Genomic DNA, 16,110 nt, shown 5'->3' on the forward strand with positions numbered 1-16,110 from the left:
ATAGTTTCATGCCAAAAAAAATACGATTAGGAATACTTGGAGGGGGAGGGGATTCCCTTATTGGAGTTTTACATAGAGTCGCTTCACACATTAATGATAATTATCAAATTGTCGGGGCTTGCTTCAATCCTGATGTTAAGATGAACAAGGCTTTTGCTAAGGAAATAGATGTCCCTTTGGATAGAATTTACCCAGACTTTGACACGCTAGTGGAACAGGAACTAAAACTTCCGGAAAATGAGCGCATTCAAGTCTGTTCCGTGTTGACTCCTAACTTCCTGCACTTTCCTATGGCCAAGAAGTTACTCGACAATGGTTTTCATGTGATTTGCGAGAAGCCCATGACTACCACTTTGGCAGAAGCAAAGATCTTGCAGAAAGCGCATAAGAAATCAGGCAAGGTCTTTGCCTTGACCCATACTTATACGGGCTATCCGATGGTTCGTCAAATGCGCGAAATGATCAAAGCTGGGGCAATCGGTAAAATTCATAAGGTTGATGCGAGGTATTACCAAGGGTGGATCAATACGATAATTCACGATAAGAAAAAGAGAAATTCAGTATGGCGTCTAGACCCAAAGAAGGCCGGAATCAGTTCGTGTATGGGAGATATCGGGGTACATGCCTTTAATATGGTCGAGTATACTACCGGCCTCAAAGTGAAGTCGCTACTCTGTGACTTCAACTACCTGTATAAGGACAATAAGATGGATGTCGATGGAACCGTGCTCATCCGAATGGATGAACATGTGAAGGGCGTCATTCGCGGAAGCCAGGTGGCGACAGGTGAGGAAAATGGATTGGCGATTGCCATTTACGGTTCAAAAGGGGCCTTCAGATGGGAGCAAGAAAAACCGAATTTCCTCTATAAAATGAGCGATACTGAACCAACACAGGTCTATAAACCGGGTCATGCCTATAATTCAAAATTGTCTTTGGACGGCACCAAATTGCCGGCAGGGCACCCTGAAGGAATCTTTGATTCCATGGCAAATATATATTTGGGAGCGGCCAAGGCCATTCGTGGTAGAAAGTATAACGATGGGGAGTTTCCGACCATGGAAGACGGTGTTCGGGGAATGAACTTTATCGAAGCTACCGTAGCATCGCACAAGAATAAGAATACTTGGGTCAAGATGATGAAATAAAGAACGGAATCCCTTAAAAATAAAAGCCGCATATAGCGGCTTTTTTTATTGGACTAGTACAAGGTCTACCGTTCAAAAACTTTTTTGAACTCTTGACAAACAATGATCATACTTTCTCGAGGGAGCCGTTCGAATTCCGCCAATTCACGTGAGTAGAAGTCCCAATGGGTTCTCTTCCAATGCTCGAGGGACTTATCGCCTTCGCCCTCCAGCCTTGCATATTCTTCATCAATACTAAAAAAAGGCTTTAGGGTCACTTTAGTGGTTTCGACAATGCACTGGGCTTCGCCCTCCCAATTGGTCACTACGGTGAAGTCACCTATTTTGGGCAATCTCTCATTTCTGTACTGAAGACCTAATAATGAATCAGAAGTCGCTTGTTTGACCCCTTTTTTCACTAATCTGGCACATTCGTTGGCATCATCTTCATTATCGCAAAAATGTACCGCCTTTGGCGCCTCGTGAAAGACATCTTCGAGGTGATTTTTTAAGTAATCTCCCCACATATTATTGGCTGAAGCGTTATCCATGAAATCTAAACGTAAGGTGTGTGATTAATATTGTTGATTTTTACAGGTCAAAAGTGCTAAAGATAAGCGGTTTTATGAAAATCTTCCTTTTTTAAATTGTTCTGCCGCATGGTTCGCGGCTCTGGCCGTAAATGTCATATAGGTCAATGAGGGATTCACACAGCTAGAGGAGGTCATAAATGCCCCATCCGTAACATAGACGTTGGGTACAGCATGAATTTGGTTGTGCCGATTTACGACGGAGTTTTTGGCATAGTGGCCCATACGGGCTCCCCCCATTTCATGTATGGCACTTCCTGGCCCGTTTCTCGTGTCGTATCCCTGTACATTTTCGAAACCGGCTTTTTTGAATATATCGATAGCCTCGTTGACCATATCCTTACGCATATTCATTTCATTTTCCTTGTACCTCACATCGAAATCGAGCAGCGGTAATCCCCATTTGTCCTGTTTATCTCTACTTAAAGTAACCCTATTATCATCATAGGGCAACACTTCCCCAAAGCCGGTCATGCCAATGCGCCATGCGCCGGGCTTTAGAATGGATTCCTTCAGATTTTTTCCATACATGGTCTCTGCAATGGCCATTGACCAGTTGCCTCGACTGGCCCCGCCTTGGTAGCCAAAACCACGAACATACGTCTTTCGCTCCGTTTTTGTGTCGAGATTCACAAACCTGGGAATATAGTAGCCATTCGGCCTTCGTCCTTTATAGTATTTATTTAGGTATCCTGGTACCTCCGCACTGGCCCCGGCCTGAAAGTGGTGGTCCATAACGCCTTTGCCCAAAAATCCGGAATCGTTGCCCATACCATTGGGAAATCTTTTGGATTTGGATTGCAATAAAATACCCACCGACGCCATGGCCGAAGCACAGAGAAAAATCACCTTGGCCTTGAACTCTAGTCTTTCATGAGACTCGGTATCGATTACGCGTACCCCGGTCGCTTTTTTCGTTTTTTCATCATAGATGATTTGGTGAACAATGGAGTTGGGCCGAAGTGTCATATTGCCAGTGCGCTCGGCCGCAGGTAATGTAGACGAATTACTACTAAAATACCCACCAAAAGGACAGCCTCTACTACATCGATTTCTATACTGGCAAAGGGTTCGACCTTCCTGGCCCTGAACCGCTCCGGTCAGATTGGCACTTCTACCGATGGTCAAAAGACGGCCATCGTTAAACTGGGCATTCATTGAAGCTTGAAGGTCTTTTTCTACGCAATTCAATTCCATTGGGGGCAAAAACTCACCGTCGGGCAATTGTTTGAGCCCTAATTTTTGGCCGTTTACGCCAATATATTCTTCCACTTTTGAATACCAAGGAGCTACATCCTCGTAACGTACGGGCCAATCGATACCATGGCCATCTGTTTTGTTGGCTTCGAAATCAATAGCGCTAAAACGGTATGACTGTCTTCCCCAGGTTAGCGATCGTCCACCCACGTGATACCCCCGTAACCAGGCAAAAGGCCGAGTTTCTTCGTAGGGGTGGTCGAGAGCGTTGACGAAAAAATGGGCATTGTCCTCACCAGGTGACCATTTTCGGTCCTTGGTATGGTACTTCTCTTTTTCGGCTCTTGATAGCTGCCCTCTAAACTTCAGATCCCATGGATCTTTGTTCATAGTGGGGTAGTCTTCGATATGCTTGACCATGCGTCCTCTTTCAAGAACCAGGGTCTTCAGGCCGTTTTCGCAAAGCTCTTTAGCGGCCCATCCGCCGCTGATTCCTGTGCCAACTACAATGGCGTCGTATTGAATTTGTGGTCTAGCTTCCATAAAATCGGTCAAGAAAAAGCGCCTTTTTTGAATTCTTTTGCCGCATGGTTTGCGGCACGGGCCGTAAAGGCCATATAGGTCAATGACGGATTCACACAACTTGATGAGGCCATAAAAGCCCCGTCGGTAACATATACATTGGCCACCGAATGTAGTTGATTGTGTTTGTTCACAATGGAGGTTTTGGGGCTATGCCCCATACGAGCACCTCCCATTTCGTGAATTCCGAGTCCAGGTCCGGACGCCTCTTCATACGGTTGTACATCCTTAAAGCCGGCCGCTTTGAACATGGCGACGATTTCTTTTTTGATGTCTTTTCGCATGTTGAGTTCATTCTCCTTGAATTCCACGTCAAAGTCTAATTGAGGCAATCCCCACTGGTCCTTTTCCGTTTTGCTCAGGGTTACTCTATTATCCTCATATGGCAAGAATTCACCAAAACCTGTCACGCCGATTTGCCATTGGCCCGGCTTAAGTATTTCTTCCTTTAGGTCTTTTCCATAACCGAGTTCCGCTACCGATGTCGACCAGTCTTGACGACTGGCTGTGCCTTGATAGCCGAACCCTCGAAGATACCCTTCACGTTTTGTCTTTTGATTCAGGTTTACGAACCGCGGAATGTAGAACCCGTTCGCTCTACGTCCTTTATAATAGGTGTCTAAAAATCCATCCACTTTCGCGCTGGCCCCAAGTTTGTAATGATGGTCCATAATTCCCCTTCCGAGGGCATCGGAATCATTGCCTAGCCCATTTGGAAAGCGTTCCGAGGTCGATTGCATCAAGATGCCGACAGAAGCCATCGCGGAAGCGCAAAGGAATATAACCTTCGCCTTGAATTCCAACTTTTCATGGGTTTCCGTATCGATGACCCGAACGCCGGTCGCCTTTTTTGTGTTGTCATCGTATATGACTTCATGGACAATGGAATTCGGTCGTAAGGTCATGTTGCCTGTTCGTTCGGCTGCGGGAAGGGTAGATGAATTACTGCTAAAATAGCCCCCAAACGGACATCCGCGCCAACACCTGTTTCTATTCTGACAAACGCCCCTACCTTCAAAAGTCGCATTGGGATCGGTGATGTGCGCAGCCCTTCCTATGGTTATCAAGCGCCCATCTTCGAACTTTTCCGCCGTTGCTTTTTTGAATTCCTCCTCTACACAGTTCAGATCCATAGGAGGTTGAAATTTCCCATCTGGCAATACGTCCAAGCCGAGAAGCTCCCCACTAACCCCTATGTATTCTTCAACCTTGTCATACCAAGGGGAAATGTCTTTGTAGCGTACGGGCCAATCGATACTAACGCCTTCTTTCTTGTTCGCTTCGAAGTCAATATCGCTCCATCGGTAGCTTTGCCGTCCCCAGGTCAGTGAACGCCCTCCCACTTGATAGCCGCGGATCCAATCGAAACGTTTGGTCTCCACATACGGATGCTCCAAGTCATTTACGAAAAAGTGTTTCACATCTTCTTTTGGCGCCCAATTCACGCGTGACTGAACATGATACTTCTTTTTATCCTCAACGGATAACTCACCCTTCAACGGATAGTCCCATGGGTCGTCGTGCATGGTTGGATAGTCTTCGAGATGTTTGACCATTCGACCGCGCTCGAGCACTAAGGTCTTTAAACCGTTCTCACATAATTCTTTAGCTGCCCAGCCTCCACTAATACCTGTTCCGACAACTATGGCATCGTATTGTTCGTCCTGATTCATTTCGGATTTCTTATGGTTTTCTGATGGTATTCCCTATATTTATAACTTGACTTGGGAAGTACTCCATCGATGTAATTCCACTTCTAAATATAGGGTTAAATTCTTAAAATTTTTCAAACACAATAACTTCTAGGAACAGATAAAATGAAGACAATAAAAGGACCAGCCGTATTTTTGGCACAATTTGTAGATGATAAGGCACCCTTCAATTCGTTGGACGGTATGTGCAAATGGGCATCGGATTTAGGATATAAGGGAATTCAAATCCCTACTTGGGAAAGTTTTCTTATTGATTTGGACAAAGCGGCCGAGAGTCAAACGTATTGCGATGAGCTTAAAGGCAAGGTGAATTCATACGGATTAGAAATCACCGAGCTCTCTACACACCTTCAAGGCCAATTAGTAGCAGTGCACCCCGCCTATGACCTGATGTTCGATAATTTTGCCCCTGATTCGGTAAAGAATAATCCTAAGGCCCGTACCGAGTGGGCAGTCGACGTGGTCAAAAAAGCCGCAACAGCAAGTCGACGTTTGGGTATTTCGGCCCATGCGACCTTCTCCGGGGCACTACTTTGGCATACCTGGCACCCGTGGCCGCAACGCCCTGCCGGTTTGGTGGAAATGGGTTTCGAGGAACTCGCCAAACGCTGGATGCCCATTTTGAACCATTTTGATGAGGAAGGCGTTGATGTTTGTTATGAGATACATCCGGGGGAAGATCTTCACGATGGAGATACCTTTGAACGCTTTTTAGCGGCCACGGGCAACCACAAACGGGTGAATATACTTTATGACCCGAGCCATTTTGTGCTACAGCAACTGGATTATATTACCTATATCGATCATTACCACGAGTTTATCAAGTCATTCCACGTCAAGGATTCCGAATTCAATCCTACTGGTAAGAAAGGTGCTTTTGGCGGTTATAACGATTGGGGCGATCGCGCCGGGAGATATCGATCATTAGGTGATGGCCAAATCGATTTCAAGACCATTTTCTCTAAATTGACCCAATACGGATGTGACGTTTGGGCCGTAATGGAGTGGGAATGTTGCATCAAAAGTCCTGAACAGGGCGCGCGTGAAGGAGCAATATTCATTCAGGACCACATTATCGAAGCGACTGAAAAAACTTTTGATGATTTCGCCGGAGCCGAAGTCGATAAAGAAATGCTGCGTAAGATATTGGGAACGTAAGCAAAAACATAAGTTCCGTTAGGAACCGGTGGCGATTTCCCAAAAACAATAGGTCTATGAACGATTCGTTTTTTCAGGGAAGATGTGAAAAGGATTTTAGAACCATTTTGTTAGTAATTTAAAACAACGACGATGAAAAAACAGCTATCCATACTATTCTTTGCCTTACTGATTATGGGTTGTAAGGAAAAAGCAAAAGAGACCCAAGAACAGGCTGACGATACTATGGCTGAGGCAGAAGCAAAAGTGCCCGAAGAAGAATGGGAGGTCATTTTCGACGGGGAGACCTTCGATGGATGGCATGAATACCTGAAAGAAGGAGTTTCCGAGCACTGGAAAATAGAGGATGGCGCCATGGTGTTCTATCCGCCAAAGGATCGAAAGGAGGGCGAAAGCTATAATTTGGTTTCGGAAGCGGAGTATACCGATTTTGAATTGTCACTAGACTGGAAAATATCGGAGGCCGGAAATAGTGGTATTTTCTGGGCAATCAAAGAATTACCGGAATTGGGTCAACCATATCAAACAGGACCAGAAATTCAAGTACTTGACAATGATAAACATCCCGATGGTAAAAACGGTACCAGCCATCAGGCGGGGGCGTTATACGATATGGTCTCACCCGCGAAAGATGTGACCAAACCCATAGGGGAATGGAACACTTGTGTCATCAGCATCAACCACAAGACCAATTCGGGAAGTGTTTCCCTAAACGGAACACCATTGGTAGAATTTCCCGTGAACGATCCGGAATGGAGCGAGATGGTGTCCAAATCGAAATTTGCGGATTGGGAGCATTTTGCCAAATACACTACAGGTAGAATAGGAGTGCAAGATCATGGTGATATGGTGGCATTTCGAAACATCAAAATAAAGGAACTGTAAATAATAGAAGCGTCAACAACGCCATTTATGAGAAATACGTTTGCCTTAAGCCTCCTTTCTTTGTTTTTGGTCTCCTGTCAGGAAAAAACGAAGGAAGCCCACGAAGAGACCACAGTTGAAACGAAGCAAGAGGTCATCGTTCATGAGGAGTATACCCAACCCGAACCCACGGAACCTGAGGGAACTGAGTATTATGAACCGAAAGTTCCCGTTGTTGGGCCTGCATCGAACGATAGGCCCCCTAGTGATGCCATCATTCTTTTCAATGGAAGTTCTTTTGATGGTTGGATGCATGTACAAGATAGCACTACGGTCAAATGGCATCTCAACGAAGACGGCAGTATGACCGTGGCCGACAAAACCGGTGATATTCGTACCAAGCAAGAATTCGGTGACATGCAACTGCATATAGAATGGCGCTCTCCCTTACCCGTGCAGCGCGAGGGTCAAAATAGAGGGAATAGTGGCGTTTTTTTGAACGGGATGTATGAAATACAGGTGTTGGACAATAATGAAAATGACACTTATGTGAACGGTCAAGTAGGCGCGATCTACAAACAGGGGCCGCCCTTGGCGATGGCTTCGGTGCCTACAGGAGAGTGGAATGTATACGATATCATCTACCATGCACCTGAGTTTAACACCAATGGCGAAAAAATCAAATCGGGTACCGTTACCGTTCTACACAATGGCGTACTGATTCAAGACCATACCGAGATTAAAGGGACCACTCCGTATATTGGTTGGCCAAAGAACCCTTCTCATGGCAAAGGCCCTTTGAAGTTACAGGATCACGGGGATGACAGTCGGGTAAGTTATCGAAATATATGGGTGCGGGAGCTTTAGCCCTAACATTTGCCTTACCTTTGCAAACATCTAAATTAACACTATGATTCAATCCATGACAGGTTTCGGGAAGCATGTAGTACAGCTTGCCTCCAAAAAAATAACGGTTGAGCTCAAATCACTCAATAGTAAGAACCTGGATTTGAATGCGCGTATGCCTTCGGCCTATCGCGAAAAGGAATTGGAACTTCGTAAGATCATTGCCAAATCATTACTTCGGGGAAAGGTCGATTTCGGACTTTATGTCGAATTTACGGGTAATGAGACATCCGCACAGGTCAATGAAGAAGCAGTGCGTCAGTATATGAAGCAATTTTCATCCATTGCCGATGGTGATGACCTTAGACTGTTGGAAATGGCCTTACGTATGCCAGACGCCCTGAAAACGGAACGTGAAGATATCGACGAAGAGGAATATGCTTCTATTCAATTGGCCTTGAAAAAAGCATTAGACGAGATACACGATTTTCGTTCCGCGGAAGGACAAGTGTTAGAGAAAGACTTTTTCGAACGGGCCGAAAACTTGGAGCATTTACTTGCCGCTGTCATCAAAATGGATCCCGAACGCCAAGGTACCATCCGCGAACGGCTTGAAAAGGCGGTGGGCGATATCAAGGCAGAGGTAGATGCGAATCGTTTCGAGCAAGAATTGATATACTATCTCGAAAAATATGATATTACCGAAGAGAAGGTGCGTTTGGCAAACCATCTCGATTATTTTTTAAAGACCTTGAAGTCGGATGATTCCAACGGCAAAAAACTGGGCTTCATCACCCAAGAAATCGGCCGCGAAATCAATACCATAGGCTCAAAGGCCAATTTTGCACCGATGCAACAACTGGTCGTTCAAATGAAGGACGAACTTGAAAAAATAAAGGAACAAATGTTGAACGTGCTCTAATGAAAGGGGGTAAACTGATTATATTTTCGGCGCCGTCAGGCAGTGGTAAGACTACCATAGTCAGATATCTTTTAGAACAGCCCGAATTGAATTTGGCCTTTTCGGTATCCGCAACTTCCAGACCTCGTAGGGGAAAGGAAAAGCATAAGGAGCACTACTACTTCATGACCGTTTCTGAATTCAAGCAACATATCAAGAACGATGATTTTTTAGAATGGGAAGAAGTGTATCGCGACAATTTCTACGGTACACTGAAAAGTGAAGTGGCGCGACTGTGGGCAGAGGGCAAGAATGTGATTTTCGATATTGATGTGGTCGGAGGGTTGCGGATCAAGAAAAAGTATCCTAAAGAGACCTTGGCTGTTTTCGTGAAACCCCCTAGTGTAGATGAATTGAAGATCAGGCTCAAAAAGCGCAGTACGGAGAGCGATGATAAAATCAACATGCGTATCGCCAAAGCTTCCGTAGAACTGGCTACAGCACCACAGTTCGACAAGGTCATCAAGAATTATGACTTGGATGTGGCGCTTAAAGAGGCACACCAATTGGTTGCCCAATTTGTCAATGATCCCGTTTCAGACGAAGAAGAGTAATGGGTAAAAAAGTTGGTCTATATTTCGGTACTTTCAATCCGATTCATGTCGGACATATGGTCATTGCAAACTATATGGTCGAGTTTTCCGATCTTGATGAGGTTTGGTTCGTGGTAACGCCTCAGAGTCCTTTTAAAGTGAAAAAGACGTTGCTCGATAATCATCACCGCTACCAAATGGTCTTTGAAGCGACAAAAGACTTTTCGAAACTCAAACCCAGCAAAATCGAGTTTGAACTTCCCCAGCCCAATTACACCATCAATACACTGGTTCACCTTGAGGAAACGTACGGCACAGACCATTTGTTCTGTTTGATTATGGGAGAGGACAATCTCAAAGGATTTCACAAATGGAAGAATTATGAGGCCATCTTGAACAATTACCAACTTTATGTATATCCTCGAATTTCAGAGGGAAGTATCGCGCATCAGTTTAAGGACCATCCGAAAATACAAAGAATCGACGCCCCGATCATGGAAATCTCTTCTACCTTTATCCGCAAAAACCATAGGTTGGGAAAAGATGTTCGCCCCATGCTTCCGGAAGCGGTCTGGAAGTATATGGATGAAATGAATTTCTACCGCTAGGGCCGCTTTATTTTAGGGTTACTCTTTTAAATCGAATCTTTTTATAGTCGTCGGTTTCATAAATAACGCCCAGTGTATCTTGATGCAATTGCACCATGTCGGAATAAGCGGACATGCCCTCGTGTACTTTAAACAACGGCTGCCAACTTTTCGATTCGTCATAACTTGCCATAATCACTAAATCCGATCGTTTGTCTACATGGGAAGGTGTAGAAAACAGAAGCATAGATCCATCACTTTTTGCCATTTTAGGCCACCCAAGAAGGGCCGATTGTACGACCGGACTCGGAAACTTGTCCGACTCTGTAATGTTTTGTGAAAATGTACGCCCGCCGTCGGTGCTATAGGTTTCCCCACGATTCTTTTCAAGGGAACCTCCATTTTGGTCGCGCGTATTGATATAAATACGACCATCGGCCAATTCAACTAGGGTCGTTTCGTTGGCCTGTACGGCGTCGGTGAGGTTTTCGTCTACAGCGCCAATGTTCCAATGTGCTCCGTGGTCATCGGAATAGATCAAGGCCATGCAATACGCCTTATTCCCTTTTTTGATACTGATGGCTACCGGGGCCACCAGTCTCCCCCGATACGTTCCTACTTTTAATTCAATACCATGAACGGGGCCCAAAGCATGCCATCGCCAATGTTTTCTTTTGACCTGTCTTGTAATGTCTATAGGCGTTGCCCAGGTTTTGCCATTATCTTCAGAAACGGTCATATAAGCTTTTCGTTCGTCTTCCAGGCCATAGTCCTTGTTCAATATATCATGTTCACTTTGGGCGGTGGTGTTGAACAAGAGCACGATTTTGTCCTCAGAAGACACGTACAAGGGTACAGGATTTTGAACGGCCTTCGTATCTTGGTCGTATAACAACTGTAACGGTTCCCAACTTTGTCCTCCGTCGAATGAACGTCGATATACCAAATCGATATCCCCAAAATCACTGGTAGAGTTTTTCCGTCCTTCGGCAAAGGCGATCAATGTAGTCTCTGTTTTGATAAGCGTCGGTATCCGGAAGGAAAAATAATCCTTTAGTCCTGAATAATAGGGAACAGAGGTGTTCGTCGTATCCTTGGATAGATCTCTATAGCTCAGAGTTGGGCCATTTTGGGCTTGTACTGCACTTATAACTAAACCAAGTGCAGCAAAAAGGATGTGTTTTTTTATCATGTGCGAACTACCATTACCGAACTACCTTTTTCTAAGGTTTTTCAAATTAGGCTATTCCGCCGATATATTCAACAGCAAAGTAGCTGTTATTCGATTGCTGCCTGATACTCCTCAACATGCTGCTGAATAGGGATATTATCTATAAAAACGTTTTTCAAGACTGCCCTACCATTTTTGATATACACTAGACCATAACAGGTTTTCGTGGTATCGCGTTGCGCTTGACGCACCGAAACCTCAGCGTCATAGGCTTTGCTCTCGTTCATATAAAAACGATTGAACGGAAGATCGAAATTGACCTGTTTTCCATAGTTGTAGTTGCTCTCGGCGATTACATAATCTTCGGTAATGGCCAGGGGCGTCTTGCTCACTGTTTTTATCGTAGCATAGCCCTCGGTATCGTTTCTTAGATATACGTAAACGTTGCCTCTGTACATGCTCCAATCTTCTTCGGTCTCAAAGGAATCCAAGTCATAATTGAGTACGATGTATTTTCCTCGGAAAGGATCGCTTGGGTCAATGGGTTGAGTTTTGAACTTGTAGGCCCTTCCGCTTTTTAAGGCATCTTCTTGTTCATAGATCATTTGTGCCGGAACGAACAATTGAATCAAGAAAAGAAGTACTAATACCGGAGATGCTAATTTTTTAGTCATGGCTTTCAATTTTTTGAATTTGTTCGAATAGCGGTGGCACGTTGCTTTTTCAATAAGAGGTAATTCGTAAAAAAGAATCCTGCTCCTACAGAAATAAACAGCATACCACGGACGACGAAATCGAGATTGGTGTCGAAAAAGCGACAAATGATAAGCGCCGTAATAATCAACAGGCCATAGTTCAGAATACTATAGCTCGACTTATGGATGCCGATACGAATTGCGAAGAGTCCTAGGGCGGCCACTACGATATTCGTTAAAATCAGGTTGTGAGTGGAACCGATGTCGCGTGTGAGGTACAGTATCCCTATAATCAAAAAGGCATATTGGAATAAATTAAAATCCCGAATGTGCTTTTTGATATGCAAATAACCTAGAACAACTATTCCAGCTATATACAGAAGTATTGTCATCACTATTTCCATTTCACCGAACAAATCCTTGATAGCCTCTTTCCAGAACCATTCAAAGGTTAGGATCGTCAAAAGGATTACCGTACCCAAAGAGCCTATAATCGTATACCCGTTTCTGCGTAGTTTTTGATTTTTAAAGAAAGGGAGTTGCCCAATATTGTACAGCACTCCGAACAAGGCCAAGTACATGATAAATGACAATGAATTGCCAGTGGTAAAGGTTCCTAATACCATAACAAGGCTTAAGGGTAAAAGCCAGTTCAATATGCCCGAAATGTTACTTGATGCCTGTTTCTTTTGCAGGTGTATATAGAAAGGAATCACCCATGCCAATAACAAAAGGTACCACCACGGTGTATGACTATTAAAGAAGTAGCCAAGGTCACATGCGTACCACGTAATGAGCACCAGGTGTATCAGTACGGCTATGTTCGAGCGCAAAACGTACATTAAGGGAGCGGTAATCGCGACCCAAACCAATAGAAAACTACTCAAATTACCGGGAATATTATATATCTGGCTGACCAAGGAAATGGTCGCTCCTACGGATAAGATCAAAAAAGTGGCCGAAGATTCAATCCAGGTGGCACCTTTCGTTTTGAACAGGCTAAATGCACAAGCGATCTGACCGATTACCATGGGAAGAAAGGCAAAAAAGGTCTTAAGAGTTCTCGGCATGTCATCCCAATTGTGGGCAATGATAAGTATAATTCCCAAACCACAGAGCAGGGCTCCTAAGACGCCGAAAATCGTAAATAACCGATTAGGCTTGGCGTCGGTCTTGGTGTGGTAATAAACCGAGATCCTTTGAGCGGTTTCCGAATCGATGACTTTGGCTTGCAATAGCTCGGAGAGCTGCCGTTCCAGTTTTGAATTCATGGGATAGCTTTAAAGGTTAACGTTTGAAACAAGTTGTAATTGCTTCCAATAGTGGTGTTCTATGTGTAGTAACGAGCCTGCTCGGTATGAAGCAGGCTCGTTTAAACTACCAGATGTGATCCTCGCTATTGTCCAAAAATTGGATATCTCGGGTGTTTTTCTGAACTGCTACCGCTGCAAATAGACTCAGCGTAAATGACATGGCATAGAATCCTTTTTCGCTTAAGGCGAGATCGGCGTTCCATAAGCCGATCACAAGCAAGGTTATCGAGGCAATGGTCGTAAACCAACTAATACCGTAGTACATATCACTTACAGGCATGCCCTCTTGTCTATCACGTACACTTTTTTGTACGGATACCACAGAAAAAAGCCCGAAGAGTAAAATGGTAAAATAATAGCCTTTTTCATTAAGCTCCATGTATGCATTCCAAAGACCGATACAATAGGACACCATTCCGATGAGGAGTGCCATCCATGAAGCTGATACGAAAGCTGGGGTCGGTCTACCCGTGAACTCTTCCACTTTTTTAACTTCTTTCTTTTCGTTTACTGAATTTTCCATACGATTTGATTTAGAAATTTCGATTATTCAGGGCAAAGATGCGGTCGAACCATTGATTTTCAAATACTTCTTTTTCAAAATACTTATGATTTATAATCATTATTTATAGAGTAAATATTTATATTTAAGCATTTTATATATAAATATACTTATGATATAATGAAAGGATTAATTGCTATTTTAAGCACTTTGACAAGGGAAGAGAAGCAAGAATTTCTACTATATCTCAAACGGAAGAATCGCAGAACGGATGTCAAAAACGAAAAACTGTTCAAGTTGATCGATGCCGGGAAGACGGAGGGTTTAGATATCACCCTTTACGGAAAACCTGCACGGAATTCCTTTCATGCGTTGTGTAAACGGTTACAGGATACTTTAATCGATTTTGTGGCCAGCAAGAGCTTTGCGGGGGAAACCTCAGAAGAACTTGAAATTTTAAAATTACTGCTGGCCAGTCGTATCTTTTTTGAGAAAAAGCAGTATAACGTAGCAATCAAAACCTTGGAAAAGGCTGAAAAAATGGCGCTTCCTCTAGAGCTGTATTCTATACTGAACGAAATTTATCATACTAAAATCCAATATGCACATCTAAGTGCCAAATGGGTGCTCAGGGAAGTCATAGTCGCTTCAGAACTGAATATGGAGCTATACCAACAAGATTTTCGATTGAATCGCGCCTATGCGGTCATTAAATCGCGATTGCGGGAATCGGCGAACGCTTCGGTTCAAGAAATCGTTCAGAACACCTTTTCGGAGTTCCGGATCGAACTAAACGAGGCACTCACCTATAAATCACTATTTCAGTTGATGGAGCTTATGGCCACTGCTGCAAAATTGCAAAGTGATTTTTATTCGATTTCTCCATTCGTTCTTGAGTTGTATACGATTGTCAAAAAAAAGAGCGGTATGAAGAACAAGCACCGTTATTATCACTTGAACATATTGAATTTGCTAGCAGTGGCCCAATTCAGGAATAAGAGATTCGAGGCATCTATGAAGTTTACCACACAATTGGAACTGGAAATGGGAAGGGTCAACACTTATGATTACAAGCGCTTTTCCGAAAAGTTAGCGACCTTGAAGGCACTGAACTACAATTATACCGGGAAGCCTACCGAAGCCCTGCAAATATTGAATGGATTCAAGGGTCAGTCGTTGGATATTTTGCTTTTGACCGCCATGTGTCTGTTTCAGCAAAATCGTTTTTCCGAGGCGTATCAGTTAATCAAAGACCTCAATCACACCGATGTTTTTTATGAGAAAAAAATGGGTTGGATTTGGGTGGTCAAAAAGAACCTAATCGACATTCTCTTGCTTACGGAGCTGGATAAATTGGATTTGGTTCTTTTGCGACTGTCACGGTTCAAAAGAAAGTTTTCGAAACTCCTTAGAGCAAGGGGAGAAGAACGGGTGTTGACTTTTGTAAACTTGATCAGTAAGTACTATGAGTATCCGAAACAGGTGGAAACACAAGAATTCAAGAACGAAGTGGAAAACTCGTTCGAATGGATCGGACCCGACCAAGAGGATATTTTTGTAATGAGTTTTTACGCATGGCTAAAAGCCAAAATGGAAGGTGAAAATCTCTATGGAATTACACTGAAACTGGTCGGGCATATTTAATGATCCTGAAAATTGAACCTCGTGTGGCCAAAAAGGGTTTGGTCTAAAATAGGGGGTTGTTCAGCTTGTAGAAAGCGTATACCTTTTTTTAAAAAATACTATCGATACAATGAAAAATCGATTTTGTCCATTCGTTGTATGCCTTGATTTTATCGGTAAACGGAAAACGGGGTTTGGGTGTGTTGTCTTTTTATTACAAAAAGAAAGGGCTATTTGCTACGCTGTTCTTTCGATAATTTGCGCTGCCCATTCGTATGCCTTTTCCAAATCATCAAAAACACGGATGGGCTTTTTCATGAACAGTTTTTCCAAAACGGCCAAGGTACGCCTTCGATTGTTTTGTGATACGATGGCATAGGCTTTAAGATTCGGAAATAGTTTTATAGCCTCGTAATACCCCAGAGGATCAATGGAATAGGAGTGAATTCGGTTGGAAATATAGACAAAGGGAGTGTCGTTTCCATAAACATTTTCAGCGATTCGTAGCATGTCGGCCATTTTTTCAAAGGTGACGTGGGTACCTTCACTTACCTCTGAAATAGAGATATTTTTATAGAATACGAACCTTCCAAGGTCCAATTTATGTTCTGCTACAGGTTGTTGTTTTAAGTCAGCTATCGTGTTCATC

At 43.7% G+C, this 16,110-nt stretch carries 16 protein-coding genes; 8 read left to right on the plus strand and 8 right to left on the minus strand.

Annotated elements, in window-relative coordinates:
- The first annotated feature begins 8 nt into the window (after positions 1-8).
- A complete protein-coding gene (locus ACKWCA_RS06830) occupies positions 9-1,148 on the plus strand; it encodes a Gfo/Idh/MocA family protein (RefSeq protein ID WP_413977422.1) in 1,140 nt (379 codons plus the stop codon).
- Positions 1,149-1,213: 65 nt separating this feature from the next.
- Here ACKWCA_RS06830 and ACKWCA_RS06835 read toward each other — a convergent pair whose 3' ends face one another.
- The 3 genes from ACKWCA_RS06835 to ACKWCA_RS06845 all read right to left on the minus strand — a co-directional run bounded on the left by ACKWCA_RS06835 (position 1,214) and on the right by ACKWCA_RS06845 (position 5,169).
- The gene (locus ACKWCA_RS06835) at positions 1,214-1,678 is read right to left on the minus strand and encodes an ASCH domain-containing protein (protein ID WP_413977423.1); all 465 of its coding nucleotides are present in this window, start codon (positions 1,676-1,678) and stop codon (positions 1,214-1,216) included.
- A gap of 72 nt (positions 1,679-1,750) precedes the next feature.
- Complete coding sequence (locus ACKWCA_RS06840; RefSeq protein ID WP_413977424.1) at positions 1,751-3,457, minus strand: GMC oxidoreductase; 1,707 nt, start codon at positions 3,455-3,457, stop codon at positions 1,751-1,753.
- 8 nt (positions 3,458-3,465) lie between these two features.
- Complete coding sequence (locus ACKWCA_RS06845; RefSeq protein ID WP_413977425.1) at positions 3,466-5,169, minus strand: GMC oxidoreductase; 1,704 nt, start codon at positions 5,167-5,169, stop codon at positions 3,466-3,468.
- A 144-nt stretch (positions 5,170-5,313) separates the two neighbouring features.
- Here ACKWCA_RS06845 and ACKWCA_RS06850 point away from each other — a divergent pair, with 144 nt between their 5' ends.
- The 6 genes from ACKWCA_RS06850 to nadD all read left to right on the plus strand — a co-directional run bounded on the left by ACKWCA_RS06850 (position 5,314) and on the right by nadD (position 10,178).
- On the plus strand, positions 5,314-6,366 hold the full coding sequence (locus ACKWCA_RS06850; RefSeq protein ID WP_413977426.1) for a sugar phosphate isomerase/epimerase family protein: 1,053 nt from the start codon (positions 5,314-5,316) through the stop codon (positions 6,364-6,366).
- Positions 6,367-6,498: 132 nt separating this feature from the next.
- A complete protein-coding gene (locus ACKWCA_RS06855; protein ID WP_413977427.1) occupies positions 6,499-7,251 on the plus strand; it encodes a 3-keto-disaccharide hydrolase in 753 nt (250 codons plus the stop codon).
- A 27-nt stretch (positions 7,252-7,278) separates the two neighbouring features.
- Positions 7,279-8,097: a 3-keto-disaccharide hydrolase gene (locus tag ACKWCA_RS06860; protein ID WP_413977428.1), complete on the plus strand. Its 819-nt coding sequence runs from the start codon at positions 7,279-7,281 to the stop codon at positions 8,095-8,097.
- 43 nt (positions 8,098-8,140) lie between these two features.
- A complete protein-coding gene (locus ACKWCA_RS06865; RefSeq protein ID WP_413977429.1) occupies positions 8,141-8,998 on the plus strand; it encodes a YicC/YloC family endoribonuclease in 858 nt (285 codons plus the stop codon).
- Positions 8,998-9,591, plus strand: coding sequence for a guanylate kinase (gene gmk, locus ACKWCA_RS06870; RefSeq protein WP_413977430.1), 594 nt, complete (start codon positions 8,998-9,000; stop codon positions 9,589-9,591). Before ACKWCA_RS06865 ends, gmk begins: the two co-directional genes overlap by 1 nt.
- The gene (gene nadD, locus ACKWCA_RS06875; protein WP_413977431.1) at positions 9,591-10,178 is read left to right on the plus strand and encodes a nicotinate (nicotinamide) nucleotide adenylyltransferase; all 588 of its coding nucleotides are present in this window, start codon (positions 9,591-9,593) and stop codon (positions 10,176-10,178) included. Before gmk ends, nadD begins: the two co-directional genes overlap by 1 nt.
- Positions 10,179-10,185: 7 nt before the next feature.
- On the opposite strand, the gene ACKWCA_RS06880 is transcribed toward nadD, so the two are convergent.
- The 4 genes from ACKWCA_RS06880 to yiaA all read right to left on the minus strand — a co-directional run bounded on the left by ACKWCA_RS06880 (position 10,186) and on the right by yiaA (position 13,859).
- On the minus strand, positions 10,186-11,349 hold the full coding sequence (locus ACKWCA_RS06880) for a sialidase family protein (RefSeq protein ID WP_413977432.1): 1,164 nt from the start codon (positions 11,347-11,349) through the stop codon (positions 10,186-10,188).
- Positions 11,350-11,435: 86 nt separating this feature from the next.
- Positions 11,436-12,002: a GDYXXLXY domain-containing protein gene (locus tag ACKWCA_RS06885; RefSeq protein WP_413977433.1), complete on the minus strand. Its 567-nt coding sequence runs from the start codon at positions 12,000-12,002 to the stop codon at positions 11,436-11,438.
- Positions 12,003-12,007: 5 nt separating this feature from the next.
- Positions 12,008-13,294, minus strand: a complete 1,287-nt coding sequence (locus ACKWCA_RS06890; protein ID WP_413977434.1) for a DUF2157 domain-containing protein — start codon at positions 13,292-13,294, stop codon at positions 12,008-12,010.
- Between the two features lie 106 nt (positions 13,295-13,400).
- A complete protein-coding gene (gene yiaA, locus ACKWCA_RS06895; protein WP_413977435.1) occupies positions 13,401-13,859 on the minus strand; it encodes an inner membrane protein YiaA in 459 nt (152 codons plus the stop codon).
- A gap of 159 nt (positions 13,860-14,018) precedes the next feature.
- Between yiaA and ACKWCA_RS06900 the strand changes: the two genes are divergently transcribed.
- The gene (locus ACKWCA_RS06900; protein WP_413977436.1) at positions 14,019-15,482 is read left to right on the plus strand and encodes a hypothetical protein; all 1,464 of its coding nucleotides are present in this window, start codon (positions 14,019-14,021) and stop codon (positions 15,480-15,482) included.
- Positions 15,483-15,698: 216 nt separating this feature from the next.
- Here the strand turns inward: ACKWCA_RS06900 and ACKWCA_RS06905 are convergent, their stop codons facing one another.
- Positions 15,699-16,109, minus strand: coding sequence for a hypothetical protein (locus ACKWCA_RS06905; protein ID WP_413977437.1), 411 nt, complete (start codon positions 16,107-16,109; stop codon positions 15,699-15,701).
- Position 16,110 lies beyond the last annotated feature (1 nt).

This window comes from Maribacter corallii (assembly GCF_047345415.1).
GTDB lineage: Bacteria > Bacteroidota > Bacteroidia > Flavobacteriales > Flavobacteriaceae > Maribacter_C.

Coding starts and splice junctions, on each gene's coding strand:
- ACKWCA_RS06900 (WP_413977436.1), top strand. CDS start 14,019: ATGAAAGGATTAATTGCTATTTTAAGCACTTTGACAAGGGAAGAGAAG.
- ACKWCA_RS06850 (WP_413977426.1), top strand. CDS start 5,314: ATGAAGACAATAAAAGGACCAGCCGTATTTTTGGCACAATTTGTAGAT.
- ACKWCA_RS06840 (WP_413977424.1), bottom strand. CDS start 3,457: ATGGAAGCTAGACCACAAATTCAATACGACGCCATTGTAGTTGGCACA.
- ACKWCA_RS06905 (WP_413977437.1), bottom strand. CDS start 16,109: ATGAACACGATAGCTGACTTAAAACAACAACCTGTAGCAGAACATAAA.
- ACKWCA_RS06885 (WP_413977433.1), bottom strand. CDS start 12,002: ATGACTAAAAAATTAGCATCTCCGGTATTAGTACTTCTTTTCTTGATT.
- ACKWCA_RS06845 (WP_413977425.1), bottom strand. CDS start 5,169: ATGAATCAGGACGAACAATACGATGCCATAGTTGTCGGAACAGGTATT.
- ACKWCA_RS06835 (WP_413977423.1), bottom strand. CDS start 1,678: ATGGATAACGCTTCAGCCAATAATATGTGGGGAGATTACTTAAAAAAT.
- gmk (WP_413977430.1), top strand. CDS start 8,998: ATGAAAGGGGGTAAACTGATTATATTTTCGGCGCCGTCAGGCAGTGGT.
- yiaA (WP_413977435.1), bottom strand. CDS start 13,859: ATGGAAAATTCAGTAAACGAAAAGAAAGAAGTTAAAAAAGTGGAAGAG.
- ACKWCA_RS06880 (WP_413977432.1), bottom strand. CDS start 11,349: ATGATAAAAAAACACATCCTTTTTGCTGCACTTGGTTTAGTTATAAGT.
- ACKWCA_RS06830 (WP_413977422.1), top strand. CDS start 9: ATGCCAAAAAAAATACGATTAGGAATACTTGGAGGGGGAGGGGATTCC.
- ACKWCA_RS06890 (WP_413977434.1), bottom strand. CDS start 13,294: ATGAATTCAAAACTGGAACGGCAGCTCTCCGAGCTATTGCAAGCCAAA.
- ACKWCA_RS06865 (WP_413977429.1), top strand. CDS start 8,141: ATGATTCAATCCATGACAGGTTTCGGGAAGCATGTAGTACAGCTTGCC.
- ACKWCA_RS06855 (WP_413977427.1), top strand. CDS start 6,499: ATGAAAAAACAGCTATCCATACTATTCTTTGCCTTACTGATTATGGGT.
- nadD (WP_413977431.1), top strand. CDS start 9,591: ATGGGTAAAAAAGTTGGTCTATATTTCGGTACTTTCAATCCGATTCAT.
- ACKWCA_RS06860 (WP_413977428.1), top strand. CDS start 7,279: ATGAGAAATACGTTTGCCTTAAGCCTCCTTTCTTTGTTTTTGGTCTCC.